A 16,289-nucleotide genomic window follows, 5' to 3' on the forward strand; every position below is an offset into this window, starting at 1 on the left:
TTACCCCACCGAGCCTTCCAGCGAAATTGCAACCAGCTGCTGGGCTTCCATGGCGAACTCCATCGGCAGCGCCTGCAGCACGTCCTTGCAGAAGCCGTTCACCACCAGGGCCACAGCCTCTTCCTCGTCCATGCCGCGCTGGCGGCAGTAGAACAGCTGGTCGTCGTCCACCTTCGATGTGGTCGCCTCATGCTCCACGCGGGAAGAGTTGTTCTTGACCTCGATGTAGGGAACCGTGTGCGCCCCGCATTTGTCGCCGATCAGCAAGCTGTCGCACTGGGTGTAATTGCGGCTGTCCTTGGCCTTGGGGTGCATGGACACCAGACCGCGATAGGTGTTCTGCGCCTTGCCTGCAGAGATACCTTTGGAGACGATGCGCGATTTGGTGTTCTTGCCCAGGTGAACCATTTTGGTGCCTGTGTCGGCCTGCTGCATATTGTTGGCAATGGCAATCGAGTAAAACTCGCCTTGGCTTTCGTTGCCGCGCAGGATGCAGGACGGGTATTTCCACGTCACAGCAGAGCCGGTCTCCACCTGGGTCCACATCACCTTGGCGCGGTCGCCGCGGCAGTCGGCGCGTTTGGTCACAAAGTTGTAGATACCGCCCTTGCCGTTTTCGTCGCCCGGATACCAGTTCTGGACGGTGGAGTATTTCACCTCGGCATCTTCCTCGATGATGATTTCCACCACCGCGGCGTGCAGCTGCGCGGTGTCGCGCTGCGGTGCGGTGCAGCCTTCCAGATAGGACACGTAAGAGCCCTTGTCGGCGATGATCAGGGTACGCTCGAACTGGCCGGTGTTTTCCGCGTTGATGCGGAAATAGGTCGACAGCTCCATCGGGCAGCGCACGCCCGGGGGCACGTAGACAAACGAACCGTCAGAGAAGACGGCGGAGTTCAGCGTCGCATAGAAGTTGTCCGAAACCGGAACAACGGTGCCGAGATACTTTTTCACCAGTTCCGGATGCTCGCGGATCGCCTCGGAGATCGAGCAGAAAATGACGCCCGCCTCTTTAAGCTCCTTCTGGAAAGTGGTGCCGACGGAGACGGAGTCGAATACCGCGTCCACGGCGACCTTGCGGCCTTCTTCCGGAGTCTCGCCTGCGCCTTCGACGCCTGCCAGAATCATCTGTTCTTTCAGCGGGATACCCAGCTTCTCGTAGGTCGCCAGCAGCTTGGGGTCGACCTCATCCAGCGACTTGGGCTTGGTCTCCATCGACTTGGGGCGGGCATAGTAATACTGGTCCTGGAAGTCGATTTCCGGGTAGCTGACCATCGCCCAGTTCGGCTCGTCCATCTGCTCCCAGCGCTCAAAGGCCTGCAGGCGCCATTCGGTCATCCATTCGGGCTCTTCGTTCTTTTCCGAGATCAGTCGGACGATATCGGGGTTCACGCCCTTGGGCGCGTATTCCATCTCGATATCGGTTTCCCAGCCGTATTTGTAAGCACCGCCTACCTCGCGGACTGCGTCCACGGTTTCCTGGTCAACACCTTCCTTGACTTGGGTCTGGTCCAAAGCGGCCATTATCTTCTCCTCACTCACGCCGCGCGGGCGCGATGTTTCTTTTCTTTTTGCAGCCACGCCTCGGCAAAGCGCAGCACGTCTTCTTCCGTCGTCTCCGGCCCCAGCGACACGCGCACCGCGCCTTGTGCCGTGGCCTCGTCGTATCCCATGGCGGTCAGCACCGCGCTGGCGCGCACCTTGCCGCTGGAACAAGCGCTGCCCGCGCTGATGGCAAATCCCGCAAGGTCCATCTGCATGACCTGGGTCTCGCCCTTCCAGCCGGGCGTTGCGAAACACAGGGTGTTCGGCAGCCGCTTCTGATCCTTCCCGACAAAAATAGTATGGCTTGCGCCAGACACAAGCGCCTTTTCTAGAATATTTCTAAGTTCTTCAACCCGCTCCCAGACGCCATCGGCCAGATCTTTGGCAGCAGCTTCAGCTGCGGCGCCGAAGCCAGCGATTCCAATGACATTTTCGGTGCCGGACCGGCGGCCCATCTCCTGGCCCCCGCCTTTTATCTGAGCCGACAGGTCGGTACCGCGTTTCATCACCACCGCGCCGATGCCCTTGGGGCCGCCCAATTTATGCGCTGAGATCAGCGCCATTTGAGCGCCAAGCCAGTTGAAGGCAACCGGCAATTTACCGAATGCCTGGGTCGCATCGGTCACTGCCAAGCCGTCCGGCAAGCGCTGAACAATGCCCGTTTCCGAATTGGCCAATTGCAAGGTTGAAGCGGCAGGGGCGGTAATTTCCACCGCACCGTCGGAGCCTGCATTCAGGTCCTCGACGATCCACGCTCGAACCGCGTCATGCTCCACCGGTGCGCCATGCAGGCCGCGGCCGGCCAGCGCCAGCGACGCGCCCTCGGTTGAACCCGAGGTAAACACGATATCCGCGCCATCGGCTCCAAAAGCAGCAGCCACCTGCGCCCGCGCCTTTTCGACCAGCGCCTTGGCGGCCCGGCCCTCGGCATGGACCGACGACGGGTTGCCGCAGACGTCCATCGCTGCAATCATCGCAGCCCGCGCTTCGGGACGCAGAATGGCGGTGGCGTTATGATCGAGATAAACACGTTTCATAGATGCATCTTTTTGCGGATCGCTGCCGCGTCATACGCGGCCTTGCACCAATGCGCAAAGCCTTCCCGCACAAATTGTGTGGTGGGTCCGATAGAACCGGATGGGGTGGCGCAGCAAGTCACCGGCACCTCAATCATCCACCACGGCAAACAAGCTCGGCACCGCCGGGCATGGCGCCAGATCGTTCTTGATCACATCGGACAGGCGGGTCTGATGCAGAAACACATAGACATGCGCGCTCAGCCCCTCCCACAGGCGGTTGGTCAAGGATTGCGCCCGGCTGCCGGACAGCGCCCCTGAGGCGCCTGCCCCCTTGTGCATAGCGTCCACCGTTTCGTCCACGGCGGACAGCACATCGACAACCCGGATTTCCGACGCCGGCATGGCCAGACGGTAACCGCCGCCGGGGCCGCGCACTGATTCAACCAGCCCGGCACGGCGCAGTTTGACAAACAGCTGCTCAAGGTACGGCAGGGAAATATCCTGACGCTTGGAGATATCGCCCAAAGGCACCAGATCACCCTGCGTTTGCAGCGCGATATCGGCCAAAGCGACCATGGCATAGCGCCCCTTGGTGGAAAGCTTCATCTATGTCTCCTCGAAATCAGAGCGGCCACGCGAAAACATTGACCTCGCCCGCGTCTGTGCGTATCTCAGCTTGACGGTGTTCGGCTCTGGCCTGCGCCCTTGATTAGAACTGTTCTAAGATGCCTGACGGAACCCGTCAAGTATTCTGCCAGCAGACCCGAAAACGAGATTAGGATTTAAACCGCCCATGCCCGAGGTCATCTTTCCCGGACCCGAAGGCCGCCTCGAAGGCCGCTATCACCCGCAAAAAGAAAAAGACGCCCCGATCGCCATCGTGCTGCACCCGCATCCGCAGTTCGGCGGCACCATGAACAACAAGGTTGTCTACAACCTCCACTACGCGTTCTACAACATGGGCTTCACCGTTCTGCGGTTCAACTTCCGCGGTGTTGGCCGCAGCCAGGGCGAATACGACCAGGGCGTCGGCGAACTGTCCGATGCGGCATCGGCTCTGGATTACCTGCAGTCGATGAACACCAACTCCAAGCATTGCTGGGTTGCTGGCTTCTCCTTTGGGGCCTGGATCGGTATGCAGCTGCTGATGCGCCGCCCCGAGATCACCGGGTTCATTTCGGTTGCCCCGCCGGCCAACATGTACGACTTTTCCTTCCTGGCGCCCTGCCCGTCCTCAGGTCTGATCATCAACGGCACTGCCGACCGCGTGGCGCCGCCTGCGGATACCGCCAACCTGGTCAGCAAGCTGCATGAGCAGAAGGGCATCACCATCACCCACACCGAGATCGAGGGCGCGGACCACTTCTTCCAGGATCCGTATATGGACACGATGATCGGCAATGTGAGCGATTACGTGAAGCGTCGCCTGACGGAGACGTCGCGCTGATGAGCACAATCGAGACGCTGGCCCAAAAACTGGCGGTCGATACGCTCAAAGTTCAGGACGCCAGCGGCGAGGACCGGCTGTACGTCGAGGTGGGCCAGGTGCTGGGCGCTGCCTCCCAATCGCTCGAAGAGGCGTTCCTCACCGAAATGCGCGTGCGCCTGGCGGAACGCAAGGCGCGTGAATTCCTCAATCAGAAAGTTTCCGCGCTGCAGGCACAGCTGGAAGCCAAGGGTGACGCGTGAGCGCCCGTCTGGATGCCCAATTCGCCTTCCTGCTGGAAGCGGACAAGCTGCGCTGCGTGGAGCGACAGAACCTGATTCTGGATTGCAGCCGCCGCGAAAACTCAGCCGAGCACAGCTGGCATCTGGCGCTTTATGCGCTGGTGCTGGCACCGTTTGCCGCGCCGGAGGTGAACATCTTCCGCGCCATACGGATGCTGCTGCTGCATGATCTGGTGGAGATCGACGCAGGCGATCATCCGATCACCGATGAGGTCGACTGGGACGCCGTTGCGCGGTCTGAACTGGCCGCTGCTGACCGCCTGTTTGGCCTGCTGCCCGCGGATCAGGGCGCAGAATTCCTGACACTGTGGCAGGAGTTCGAAGCGTCCGAAACGCCCGATGCACGCTTTGCCAAGCGGGTGGACCATTGCCAGCCGGTCTTTCAGACCCTTTACGGCGCAGAGCCGTTGGACTGGCATGTCGGTGTGGTCCGGCAGAACCTGTTCGGCGGCCGGGCAGCCGCGCTGGAGCACGACTTGCCCGAAGCGTTTCACCACGCGCTGGCCCTGCTGGGAGAAGACACCGGATTTGATTGCAGCAGGCTGACGGCCCGCCTTCCTTTCCTGAATGAAGCCGACAACCTGAAACTTGTCACCCGCGCGTCCAAGCTGGGCGACGGCTCGCGGCATGAAAACTCGGCAGAGCACAGCTGGCACATCATGCTTTACGCTTGGGTGCTGGCAGAGCACAGCGCGGATGCGGCGGATGTGGACCGGGTGCTGCAGATGCTGCTGCTGCATGACCTGGTGGAAATCGACGCAGGCGATGCTCCGATCCACGGGGTGTTGGATCCTGCTGCCCTCGCTGCCCTGGCCGCTGAGGAGCAAGCTGCCGCAGACCGTTTGTTCGGCCTTCTTCCCTTGGAGCAGGGCGCTCCGATGCGCGCCATCTGGGAAGAGTTCGAGGCCGCGAGCAGCGCAGATGCAGTCTTTGCCAAGTCCATTGACCGGGTGCAGCCGGTGCTGCTGAACCTGCTGAACGGCGGTGGCAGCTGGGTAGATTACGACGTAACCCTGCCGCAGCTCGAGGCCCGCGTCGGCGAAAAGGTCAGCCGCGGCACCCCCGGCGTTTGGGACTATGTTCGCGCAACGGTCGAACCCTGGTTCCGGGAGGCCGGGCGCCTGTAGCAGCAGGCGCCCCCGCACTGAACGTCACTCCAGAAACGGTTGAAACGGCTCGATTTCCGAGCCTTCCCCAGTCAGCGTCAGAAAGGCGCCCGGCTTCAACTCGCTCCAGGCTTCGCCGGTCTGCTCCAGTGGTTCCGACACCACCGCCCAGCCGCTCAGGCTGTTGCTCCAGCGGTAATAGACCGAGGGCGCAATACTGTCCGAAGAATAGCGCGCCGCATAAAGCCTTTGCCCGTCCGACATTGCTACGGACAGGCGCATATGCGGAGTGGATCCCCGCGCGCGCGACAAAGCCTCCATCCGGGCAACCGCCCGCTCCAGCGCCGCTTTCGGGTCGGTATCCAGGCCTTCCTGCAAGGCGAGCAGAAACAGCACCTCGCTGTCGGTGGCCCCTTTTCGGTGCTCATACAGCTCATCAGGGATGCACATGTCAGCATGGCGGCGGAATTTTTCGAAGCCGCCGACCTGGCCGTTATGCATGAAACTCCACCGGCCAGCGGTGAAGGGATGACAGTTGTTGCGGCTGGTTGCGGAGCCCGTCGAGGCGCGCACGTGGGCCAGGAACAGGCCTGATTTCACCTGTTGGACCAGCGCCCGCAGATTGCAGTCCGACCAAGCCGGATAAACATCGCGGTACAGACCAGGCTCCGGCCGCTGGCCGTACCAGGCGAGGCCGAACCCGTCGCCGTTGGTTGCCGTCTTGCATTCAGCCGCCTTCTGGCTTTGGGCAATCAGGGAATGCGCGGGAATTGAAATGATGTCTTCCAGGAACACATCAGCCCCCGAATAGGCAGCCCAGCGGCACATATGGCAGTCCCCCGCACCAGTTTGGGAATCGGACCGGAGCTTTTCCGGCACCGGATTATTGGAACAATCTCCTAAGAAACTCCCAAATCACAGTCCAGTGTGTTCGCGCACAGTCGCCTGTTCGCCGCCGCGGCAGGCGGAAAAGCGGCAGCCGGTGACGCATCGGGACTTCCTTGAACGCGGCGGATAAGGTACCGGGGAAACAGGCCCGCCGTTGCGGGGGCAAGCGCGCAGAACGGAGGCAGAGATGCCGGTACATTACTTCTACCTGATCATTGCCGTAGCCGCGGAAACAATCGGAACCACGGCATTGCAAGCCAGCCAGCAGTTTTCCCGTCTTGGGCCGTCGCTGATCGTGCTGGTTGCCTATGCCTTTTCCTTCTACATGATGGGGCTGACGCTCAAATTCATGCCAGTGGGCATCGTGTATGCTATTTGGTCCGGCCTCGGCATCCTGCTGATTGCGGTGATTGCCTTCTTTGTCTTCGGCCAGAAGCTGGATCTTCCCGCAGTCATCGGCATGATTCTAATCATGTCCGGTATCGTCATCATCCACCTGTTTTCCAAGTCCTCGGGCCACTGAACCGCATTTGCAGGCCATATGGCGGTTTTTCTCTGGCCTTTGAACCGGGATCGGGCTATGCGCGGCCCAACTTCCTTACAAAGGCGAACGTCATGGACTTGCGCAACATTGCGATCATTGCTCACGTTGACCACGGCAAAACCACTCTGGTCGACGAGCTGCTGAAACAATCCGGCGCCTTCCGCGAAAATCAGGCTGTGGCGGAACGCGCCATGGACAGCAACGATCTTGAGCGCGAACGCGGCATTACCATTTTTGCCAAACCGACCTCGGTCGAATGGAACGGCACCCGCATCAACATCGTTGACACTCCCGGCCACGCCGACTTCGGCGGCGAGGTCGAGCGGATCCTGTCGATGGTGGACGGCGTGGTGCTGCTGGTAGACGCCGCCGAAGGCCCGATGCCGCAGACCAAATTCGTGACCTCCAAGGCGCTGGCCCTGGGCCTGCGTCCGATCGTGGTGCTGAACAAGGTCGACAAGCCCGACGCAGAACCCGACCGCGCGCTGGACGAATGCTTTGACCTGTTTGCCTCTCTGGACGCGACCGAAGACCAGCTGGACTTCCCGCATATGTACGCTTCCGGCCGCTCCGGCTGGGCCGATGCCGAGCTGGACGGCCCGCGCAAGGACCTGCACGCGCTGTTCAACCTGATCGTGAACCACGTGCCGGAGCCCAAGCAGATCAAGCGCCAGGACGAAGATTTCCGGATGCTGGCCACCACCCTGGGCAGCGATCCGTTTGTCGGCCGCCTCCTGACCGGCCGCGTGGAATCCGGCAAGCTGAAGGTCGGCGCCACCGTGCAGGCGATCTCCCGCATCGGGCAGAAGATCGAGCAGTTCCGCGTCACCCGGATTCAGGCGTTCCGCGGCCTGGCCCAGCAGGACATCGAAGAGGCACAGGCAGGCGACATCGTCTCCATTGCCGGCATGTCCAAGGCCACCGTAGCCGACACCATCTGCGCCCTGGCCGTGGATGAGCCGCTGGACGCCCAGCCGATCGACCCGCCGACCATCACCGTAACCTTTGGCATCAACGACAGCCCGCTGGCCGGCCGTGATGGCAAAAAGGTCCAGTCCCGCGTCATCCGCGACCGCCTGATGAAAGAGGCCGAAAGCAACGTCGCCATCAAGATCCAGGACACCCCTGGCGGCGAGGCCTTCGAAGTCTCCGGCCGCGGCGAACTGCAGATGGGCGTTCTGATCGAAAACATGCGCCGCGAAGGTTTCGAGCTGTCGATTTCCCGCCCGCAGGTGATCATGAAGGAAGTCGATGGTGTCCGCATGGAGCCGATCGAAGAAGCCACCATCGACGTGGATGACGAATACTCCGGCGCGGTGATCGAGAAGCTGACCGGCGCCCGCAAGGGTGAGCTGGTCGAGATGAAGCCCGCAGGTGCAGGCAAGACCCGTATCATCGCCCATGTCCCCTCGCGGGGCCTGATCGGCTACCACGGTGAATTCTTGACCGACACCCGCGGCACCGGCGTGCTGAACCGCGTGTTCCACGGCTGGGCTCCGCACAAGGGTGCAATTCCGGGCCGCCGCGCCGGCGTGCTGATCTCGATGGAGAACGGCCAGTCGGTGGCTTATGCCCTGTGGAACCTGGAAGAGCGCGGCAAGATGATGATCGGGGCTCAGGCCGACATCTACACCGGCATGATCATCGGCGAGCATTCGCGCGACAATGACCTGGAAGTGAACCCGCTGAAGGGCAAGAAGCTGACCAACGTCCGCGCCTCCGGCACCGACGACGCGGTGCGTCTGACCACCCCGATGACGCTGTCGCTGGAAGAGGCCATCGCCTACATCAACGATGACGAACTGGTCGAAGTGACACCGAACAACGTGCGTCTGCGCAAGCGTTACCTGGACCCGCATGAACGCAAGCGGATGGCCAAGGCCGCAAGCTGACACAGACCTGAAAAGGCGCCTTCGGGCGCCTTTTTTACGCGGCCGACTTAGTCTGCACCGCAGCAAAAAGGGGCACACAAGGCACCCCTTCATCTTTCCCAAAATACTCAAAAAAGACGGCAGAACCGCCGCAGGGACCAGCCTTTACTCGCTGGTCTCCACCACCATCAGCTCGCGCTCGGACGCGCCGCGCGCGTGGTCCAGCGCTTCCTGGTATTCCGGGCTGTGATAGCAATCCACCGCCGCCTCGACACTCGGGAAGCGGGCCACCACATTGCGCGGCCGCTCCTTGCCCTCCAGCTGCACAAACCGGCCGCCGCGGGCGATGAACTCACCGCCATGCTTGGCGATGGCAGGGCCAGCCAACTCGGCATATTTGCCGTATGCATCGGCGTCGGTGACGGTCACATGTGCAATCCAAAGCGCGGGCATCGGAGCCTCCCAAGTTTATGATCTTCCCGGCAGCTTAGGCAGTTTGCCGGAAAGACCAAGTGTTATTTGACCAAATGGTCAGCCAGCCAGCACCGCCTCTGCGGCCTTGATCGCCTCCTCGGCGCCGGAGAAGTCCTTGCCGCCGCCCTGGGCCATATCCGGACGGCCGCCGCCGCCCTTGCCGCCCACGGCCGGAACCGCGGCTTTCAGAACGTCCACGGCAGAGACTTCGCCGGTCAGATCGTCAGTGACACCAGCAGCCACGGCCACCTTTCCCTCATCCTCGGCGATCAGCAGGATCACGCCAGAGCCGATGTTCTGCTTGTGCTTATCGATGAGGCCGCGGAGATCCTTGCCGGAGACGCCTTGCAGAGCCTGGGCCAGGAACTTCTTGCCATTCACATCCTTAGCCTCGGCACCGCCGCCGGAACCGCCGCCCATGGCGATCTGCTGCTTGAGGTTGGAGATCTCGTTCTGCAGCGCCTTGCGCTCATCCATCATCGCCTTCAGGCGGTCCAGGACCTCTGCGGGCTGCGCCTTCAGCGCTCCGGCGACCTCAGCCATGCGGCCCGCTTCGCGCTCCAGATGCTCGACCGCTGCCGCGCCGGTCAGCGCCTCAATCCGGCGCACGCCGGCAGAGGACGCGCTGTCGCCCAGGATCACAAAGGTGCCGATGTCGCCGGTTTGCTTCACATGCGTGCCGCCGCACAGCTCGATCGAGTACGTGTCGCCATCCTGGCCTTTACCAGTCGGAGCACGGCCCATGGAGACGACTCGCACCTCCTCGCCGTATTTCTCGCCGAACAGGGCCTGCGCGCCCAAATCGCGCGCATCATCCGGAGTCATGATCCGGGTCGACACCGGCGTGTTCTGGCGGATGAAGTCATTCACCTCCGCGCCCACCTTGGCCAGTTCATCCGCGCTCATCGCCTTGTTGTGGCTGAAGTCGAAGCGCAGCCGGTCAGCGGCGTTCAGAGAACCCTTCTGCGCCACATGCTCCCCCAGCGCGTTGCGCAGGGCTTCGTGCAACAGGTGGGTTGCCGAGTGGTTGGCCCGGATTTTGCTCCGGCGGCCATGATCCACTTCCATCGCCGCGCCCTGACCGACGGCAACAGTGCCCTCGGTCACTTCGGCGATGTGCAGGAACAGGCCTTCTACCTTCTTGGTGTCGGTGATGCGGGCAGCGCCGCCTTCCACGGTCAGCACACCGGTGTCCCCCACCTGGCCGCCGCTTTCGCCATAGAACGGCGTCTGGTTCAGGATGACCTGCACCGTGTCGCCCTTGGCCGCGGACTGCACCTGTGCGCCGTCCTTGACGATGGCAACGATCTGGCCCTCTGCCTTCTCGGTTTCATAACCCAGGAAATCAGTGGTGCCGGCGGCGTCCACGATGTCAAAGTAAACCTTCACATCCGCGGCTTCGCCCAAACCGATACCGCCTGCGCGGGATTTCTCCTTCTGCTCCCTCATCGCAGCGTCGAACCCATCGGTGTCGACCTCGATCTCCTTGGCGCGCAGGGCGTCTTGCGTTAGGTCGAGCGGGAAGCCGTAGGTGTCATACAGCTTGAACGCAGTTTCACCCGGCAGCACGTCACCCTTGCCCAGATCGGCAGAGGCTTCGTCCAGAAGTTTCAAACCGCGGTCCAGTGTCTTGAGGAAACGGGTTTCCTCCTGCTCGAAGGTCTCTTCGATCAGCGCCTGGCCCTGGCCGAGCTCTGGATAGGCCGCACCCATCTTCTGCACCAGCGACGGCACCAGCTTGTGCATCACCGGATCGGTGGCGCCGAGCAGCGAGGCATGGCGCATCGCGCGGCGCATGATCCGGCGCAGCACGTAGCCGCGGCCTTCGTTCGACGGCAGCACCCCCTCGGCAATCAGGAACGAACAGGACCGCAGGTGATCGGCGATCACCCGGTGATGCACGTTCTGATCCCCGAACGGATCGGTGTTCGTCACGTTCGCGGAGGCTTCGATCAGCGCCTTGAACAGGTCGGTTTCATAGTTGTCATGGGTGCCCTGCAGCAGCGCCGCAATCCGCTCCAGCCCCATGCCGGTGTCGATGGACTGCATCTCCAGATCAACCATGGTGCCATCGGCGAACCGCTCGTTCTGCATGAAGACGAGGTTCCAGATCTCGATGAAGCGGTCGCCGTCTTCCTCCGGAGAGCCCGGAGGGCCGCCCCAGATGTGGTCGCCGTGATCATAGAAAATCTCGGTGCAGGGGCCGCAGGGGCCGGTGTCGCCCATCTGCCAGAAGTTGTCGGAGGTGGCAATGCGGATGATCCGCTCCTCCGGCACGCCCATTTTCTTCCAGATCTCAAAGGCTTCGTCATCGGTGTGATAGACGGTGGTGTACAGCCGGTCCTTGGGAATATCGAATTCCTTGGTGATCAGCTCCCACGCGAAGGGGATCGCCTCTTCCTTGAAGTAATCGCCAAAGGAGAAGTTGCCGAGCATCTCGAAGAACGTGTGGTGGCGCGCGGTGTAGCCGACGTTGTCGAGGTCGTTGTGCTTGCCGCCGGCGCGGACGCATTTCTGCGAGGTGGTCGCGCGTTTGTAGTCGCGGGTCTCTACCCCGGTGAAGCAGTTCTTGAACTGCACCATGCCCGAGTTTGTGAACATCAGGGTCGGATCGTTGCGCGGCACCAGCGGGCTGGAGTCGACAACCTCATGCCCCTGTTTGGCAAAGTAGTTCAGAAAGGTAGAGCGGATATCGTTGAGCGTCGGCATATGCGGGATCTCTTGCGGGCTTAAAACAAGCGTTCCGGGCAGGTTTACCCGCGCGCCGGGGCGCTGTCCACAGCGGGAAGCGGCGTGCAGCAACGAAAAAGGGCGCAGCCTTCGCCGCGCCCCCTCACTCTCAGGATTTGATCAGATTATCCGGCGCTTAGGCCTCAAGGATATCGTCGGTGCCATCCATGTCCGGACGCTCGAATTCCAGCCCGTGCGCGGCGCGGATCTTGTCCTCGATGTCATAGGCGATGGAGGGGTTTTCGCGCAGGAACGTCTTGGCGTTTTCGCGCCCCTGCCCGATCCGCTCGTCCCCGTAAGAGAACCAGGCGCCGGACTTGTTGACGACACCGGCCGCCACGCCCAGATCCAGCAGCTCACCCATCTTGGAGATGCCTTCGCCATACATGATGTCGAATTCCACCTGCTTGAACGGCGGCGCCACCTTGTTCTTGACGACCTTGACGCGGGTGGAGTTGCCGACCACCTCGTCGCGGTCCTTGATCGCTCCGATGCGGCGGATGTCCAGGCGGACGGAGGAATAGAATTTCAGCGCGTTGCCGCCGGTGGTGGTTTCGGGGGAGCCGAACATCACGCCGATTTTCATACGGATCTGGTTGATAAAGATCACCATGCATTTGGAGCGGCTGATAGAGCCGGTCAGCTTGCGCATCGCCTGGCTCATCAGGCGGGCCTGGACGCCGACGTTACTGTCGCCCATGTCGCCCTCAAGCTCGGATTTCGGGGTCAGCGCCGCCACCGAGTCGACGATCACCATGTTGACCGCGCCTGAACGCACCAGCGTGTCGGTAATTTCCAGCGCCTGTTCACCGGTGTCGGGCTGCGAGATCAGCAGCTCGTCCAGATCAACGCCCAGTTTGGCCGCATACTGCGGGTCCAGCGCATGTTCCGCGTCCACAAAGGCGCAGACGCCGCCCTTTTTCTGCTGTTCCGCGATGCAATGCAGGGTCAGGGTGGTCTTGCCCGAGCTTTCGGGCCCGTAAATTTCGATAATCCGCCCCATCGGCAGACCGCCAATGCCCAATGCGATGTCGAGGCCCAGAGAGCCGGTCGAGCTGGCCTCGATTTCGTTCATGGCATTGCCATCGCCGAGCTTCATGATGGAGCCCTTGCCGAACTGCCGCTCAATCTGGGCAAGCGCGCTGTCGAGCGCCTTTTGCTTGTCACCGCTTACTTTATTTTTCATGGTCAAAAGATCCGCCATAGTCCCTTGTCCCTTTCTATCTGTCACACACCGGGGCGTGCGGCAATCACTGCTTTGTTCACCTCTTGTTCCTTATGAGATCAAAAAGAGAACATTGCAACAGTAAAACTGATATACCCACTTCAACGGCAGGGTGTTAAAGAGTCCTTTATGGTTAAAGCCGAGCAATTATTTTTACCGGGCAGTTAACGGAATGATGATATTTTTCAAGGAACGGCTGGCGCTTCTTTCCGTTCCCAAGACCGGCACCACTGCCTTTCAGGCTGCGCTGCGCGACCGGGCGGATCTGGTTATCTCCGACCCGCCGGAGCTGAAACATGCACCGCTCTACCGCTACAACCGCTGGATCCGGCCAATGTATGAAAAGGTCTGTAGCGCCGAGCTGGAGATTGCAGCGGTGATGCGGGAGCCGGTGAGCTGGCTGGGCAGCTGGTACCGCTACCGCCAGCGGCCCGCGCTGGACGGCAATCCGAATTCGACCAAGGGTATCAGTTTCGAAGATTTCCTGCACGGCTACTGCAAGGGCAAACCGCCTGCCTATGCCAATGTGGGCACCCAGGCAAAGTTCCTCGAGCCCCAGCCGAACGGCTGCAAGGTCAGCCATCTGTTCCGCTATGAAGACCAGGATGCGCTGAAAGCGTTTCTGGAACAGCGACTGGACACCGGAATACGACTGGAGCGCAAGAACGTCAGCCCTGCAGCGGAACTGTCGCTGAGCCAGGACGCCGAAGACCGGCTGCGGCGGAAACGGGCGGAGGAATTCTCGTTGTATAGATCGATACCGCGCCGCTGAGACAAGCAAGCCGCCGGGGACCGGCGGCTTATTCAGCGCAATTCTCTTCAAACCTCAATGCAGCTGGGCGTGTACCGTCTCTGTCAGCTGGTTCAGCGAGAAGGGCTTGGGCAGGAATACCGAGTTCGGCACCTCCGGCTCCGCCTCGCCAAAGGCACCCTCGGCGTAGCCGGACACAAAGACAACCCGGGTATCCGGCCGCTCCTTCAGCGCTTCGCGCACCCAGCTGGGGCCGTCCATGCCGGGCATCACCACATCGGTGACAAAGACGTCAACGGTCAGACCGGGATCTTCCAGCGTGCGCAGTGCATCCTCGGCCGAATCCGCCTCCAGCACGGTATAGCCGCGCATCCGCAGCGCGCGGGAGGCAAAGGCCCGCACCGGCGCCTCGTCCTCCACCAGCAGCACCACACCCTCACCATGCTGATTTGCTGCGGTCTTGTCCTCCGCTTCTTCGGTCTTCTCTGCGGCCAGCGTGTCAGCCTGCTGCTTGAAGACAGGGAAGAACAGCGTGAACTGGGTGCCGTGCCCCTTGACCGAGTCGACAAAGATATAGCCGCCGGTCTGCTTGATGATGCCATAAGCCGTGGACAGACCCAGACCGGTGCCCTCGCCCGTGCGTTTGGTGGTGTAGAAAGGTTCGAACACCTTCTGCAACTTGTCCGGCGCGATCCCGACACCTTCGTCGGACACTTTAACCGTTACCCAATCTCCCGCAGGCACGGTGGCGCGGTTCCGCTCCAGCGGCTTGTCCAGCGAGAGGACCTCGGTCTCAACACGGATTTCGCCGCCTTGCGGCATCGCATCGCGCGCGTTCACCACCAGGTTCATCAGCACCTGCTCCAGCTGCCGCTTGTCGGCGCGGATTGACTTCATCACCGGGTCGTGGCTCAGGGTTAGCGTGACCTTCTCGCCCACCAGGCGGTTCAGAAGATGAGTCAGATCCGACAGCGTGTCGCGCACATCCAGGATCTCCGGCTGCAGTGTCTGTTTGCGCGAGAACGCCAGCAGCTGGCTGACCAGCGAGGCCGCGCGGTTGGCATTCTCGTGGATCTGAATCAGATCGCCATAGTCCTGATCGCCCTGATCATGGCGCAACAGAAGCAGGTCGCAGTGGCCGGAAATCGCCGTCAGCAGGTTGTTGAAGTCATGCGCAACACCGCCGGCCAGCTGGCCGATCGCCTGCATTTTCTGGCTTTGCACAAACTGCGCTTCCAGCGTTTTCAGTTCCGTCGCGTCGTTCAGAACCGCGATCAGCACCGGCGTGCCCTCTTCGACCACGCGGGTGAGAGTGACCTGGACGAAGACTTCCTTGTCGGAACGTGACAGACGCAGGAATTCGGATTTGTTGGGGGCCAGCCCGTCAGCCGTATCGCGCAGCCAGTCGGACATCGGGCGGCCGAGGCCCTCCATCAGCTGGCCAAGTTTCAGGTTGGCGCAGCTTTCCACCCCCAGCAGGCGCAGCGCCATCCGGTTGGTGGTCAGGATCTCACCAGTGGGTGCAACCTTGAGGAAGGGAACCGGCAGCGCCTCCAGCCCGGCCTGCGCGGCGTCGAGCCCGCTTTCGTCCACTTGCATCAGGAACAGCTCGCTGCGGCCCTGGGTACGGTTGTTTTCGCTGACCAGAACCTGCACCGGCCCGTTTTTGGTGCTGAGCGTGTTGATCCGCCCCGGCAGAACCGGCAGCGCGGGGAACAGGCGGTCGGTGGACTTCACCCGTTCGCCGATCAGGCTGCGGGCGGCTTCGTTCATGAACAGAACCGCGCCGGTCCGGCCTACGGTGATCATCGGCACCGGCATAGTGTCCGCGCCGCGGCCATTGCTGCCGCGGTCCAGAATATCCTCCACCCGCCACAGGAAGCTGCCGCCATTCATCTGATGCACCGCCAGCCGGACATGGCCGCGCCGTGTCACGATATCCTCGCGCGCGGCACCATCGACGCGGGCACGGCTTTGCAGCCGGTACAGAACGGCGGACGGATTCGCCAGGATCGACCGCAAAGTGCCCGTCAGAGTTTCCCCGCCGCCATCCTGGAATCGCTTCACCGCCGCGCCGTTGCAGGCGTGGATGACCCCATCGCCGTCCGTGACAAAGCTGGGTGTGGCGTCTTTCTCGATGAAGCCAGTCAGAAGTTCCGCAGCCATCGCCCGTGCGTTTAGCCGCATGCGGGTCTGCACCACCATCAGCACTGCTACCACAAGTAGCGTCAGTCCGACCATGATAAAGCCGCGGCTCATCCAATCGGGCAGCGGAAACAGCCAGGGGCCGGACATCAGCATCAGGGCCAGCAGCAAAGTGGCGGCCAGCCTGGCGTGTTCAGGCGCATAAACGCGCAGTTCCGGAACGGAAGTGTCTTGGCGACCGGACATTACGGCTCCATGGTCTT

General features: G+C 61.8%; 14 protein-coding genes. 6 read left to right on the plus strand and 8 right to left on the minus strand.

Annotated features, from left to right (window positions below):
- From sufB to iscR, 3 genes are all read right to left on the minus strand, one after another.
- Positions 1–1,524 carry a Fe-S cluster assembly protein SufB gene (sufB, locus tag AC5STI_RS05015; protein WP_495445818.1) on the minus strand — a complete coding sequence of 508 codons (1,524 nt, stop codon included), beginning with the start codon at positions 1,522–1,524 and terminating at the stop codon, positions 1–3.
- A gap of 14 nt (positions 1,525–1,538) precedes the next feature.
- Positions 1,539–2,582, minus strand: coding sequence for a cysteine desulfurase family protein (locus AC5STI_RS05020; RefSeq protein ID WP_495445819.1), 1,044 nt, complete (start codon positions 2,580–2,582; stop codon positions 1,539–1,541).
- A 129-nt stretch (positions 2,583–2,711) separates the two neighbouring features.
- A complete protein-coding gene (gene iscR, locus AC5STI_RS05025) occupies positions 2,712–3,170 on the minus strand; it encodes a Fe-S cluster assembly transcriptional regulator IscR (RefSeq protein WP_475052185.1) in 459 nt (152 codons plus the stop codon).
- Between the two features lie 187 nt (positions 3,171–3,357).
- On the opposite strand from iscR, the gene AC5STI_RS05030 reads away from it, so the two are divergent.
- Genes AC5STI_RS05030 through AC5STI_RS05040 form a run of 3 tightly spaced genes read left to right on the plus strand, consistent with a single transcriptional unit; the run spans position 3,358 to position 5,419 of the window.
- Positions 3,358–4,011 (plus strand): alpha/beta hydrolase, encoded by a 654-nt coding sequence (locus AC5STI_RS05030; protein WP_475052187.1) that lies wholly within the window; start codon positions 3,358–3,360, stop codon positions 4,009–4,011.
- The gene (locus tag AC5STI_RS05035; protein ID WP_475052189.1) at positions 4,011–4,253 is read left to right on the plus strand and encodes a hypothetical protein; all 243 of its coding nucleotides are present in this window, start codon (positions 4,011–4,013) and stop codon (positions 4,251–4,253) included. The genes AC5STI_RS05030 and AC5STI_RS05035 overlap by 1 nt, the downstream gene beginning before the upstream one ends.
- A complete protein-coding gene (locus AC5STI_RS05040) occupies positions 4,250–5,419 on the plus strand; it encodes an HD domain-containing protein (protein WP_495445820.1) in 1,170 nt (389 codons plus the stop codon). The genes AC5STI_RS05035 and AC5STI_RS05040 overlap by 4 nt, the downstream gene beginning before the upstream one ends.
- Before the next feature lie 24 nt (positions 5,420–5,443).
- Here the strand turns inward: AC5STI_RS05040 and AC5STI_RS05045 are convergent, their stop codons facing one another.
- Positions 5,444–6,226: a class II glutamine amidotransferase gene (locus AC5STI_RS05045; protein ID WP_495445822.1), complete on the minus strand. Its 783-nt coding sequence runs from the start codon at positions 6,224–6,226 to the stop codon at positions 5,444–5,446.
- 247 nt (positions 6,227–6,473) lie between these two features.
- On the opposite strand from AC5STI_RS05045, the gene AC5STI_RS05050 reads away from it, so the two are divergent.
- Together AC5STI_RS05050 and typA are read left to right on the plus strand one after the other, a co-directional pair.
- Complete coding sequence (locus tag AC5STI_RS05050; RefSeq protein ID WP_495445824.1) at positions 6,474–6,809, plus strand: DMT family transporter; 336 nt, start codon at positions 6,474–6,476, stop codon at positions 6,807–6,809.
- A 92-nt stretch (positions 6,810–6,901) separates the two neighbouring features.
- Positions 6,902–8,722 (plus strand): translational GTPase TypA, encoded by a 1,821-nt coding sequence (gene typA, locus AC5STI_RS05055; RefSeq protein WP_475052197.1) that lies wholly within the window; start codon positions 6,902–6,904, stop codon positions 8,720–8,722.
- Between the two features lie 144 nt (positions 8,723–8,866).
- Here the strand turns inward: typA and AC5STI_RS05060 are convergent, their stop codons facing one another.
- The 3 genes from AC5STI_RS05060 to recA all read right to left on the minus strand — a co-directional run bounded on the left by AC5STI_RS05060 (position 8,867) and on the right by recA (position 13,109).
- Entirely contained in the window at positions 8,867–9,154 is a 288-nt protein-coding gene (locus tag AC5STI_RS05060; RefSeq protein ID WP_174147010.1) for a DUF1330 domain-containing protein, read from the minus strand.
- Positions 9,155–9,232: 78 nt separating this feature from the next.
- Positions 9,233–11,884, minus strand: coding sequence for an alanine--tRNA ligase (gene alaS, locus AC5STI_RS05065; protein WP_495445827.1), 2,652 nt, complete (start codon positions 11,882–11,884; stop codon positions 9,233–9,235).
- Positions 11,885–12,041: 157 nt separating this feature from the next.
- Positions 12,042–13,109 carry a recombinase RecA gene (gene recA, locus AC5STI_RS05070; protein ID WP_495445829.1) on the minus strand — a complete coding sequence of 356 codons (1,068 nt, stop codon included), beginning with the start codon at positions 13,107–13,109 and terminating at the stop codon, positions 12,042–12,044.
- Between the two features lie 193 nt (positions 13,110–13,302).
- Here recA and AC5STI_RS05075 point away from each other — a divergent pair, with 193 nt between their 5' ends.
- A complete protein-coding gene (locus AC5STI_RS05075) occupies positions 13,303–13,902 on the plus strand; it encodes a gamma-glutamyl kinase (RefSeq protein WP_495445831.1) in 600 nt (199 codons plus the stop codon).
- A gap of 54 nt (positions 13,903–13,956) precedes the next feature.
- Here AC5STI_RS05075 and AC5STI_RS05080 read toward each other — a convergent pair whose 3' ends face one another.
- Positions 13,957–16,272: an ATP-binding response regulator gene (locus AC5STI_RS05080; protein ID WP_495445833.1), complete on the minus strand. Its 2,316-nt coding sequence runs from the start codon at positions 16,270–16,272 to the stop codon at positions 13,957–13,959.
- Positions 16,273–16,289: the final 17 nt, after the last annotated feature.

The sequence above is a fragment of the Leisingera sp. CC-HEC096 genome, from assembly GCF_059429235.1.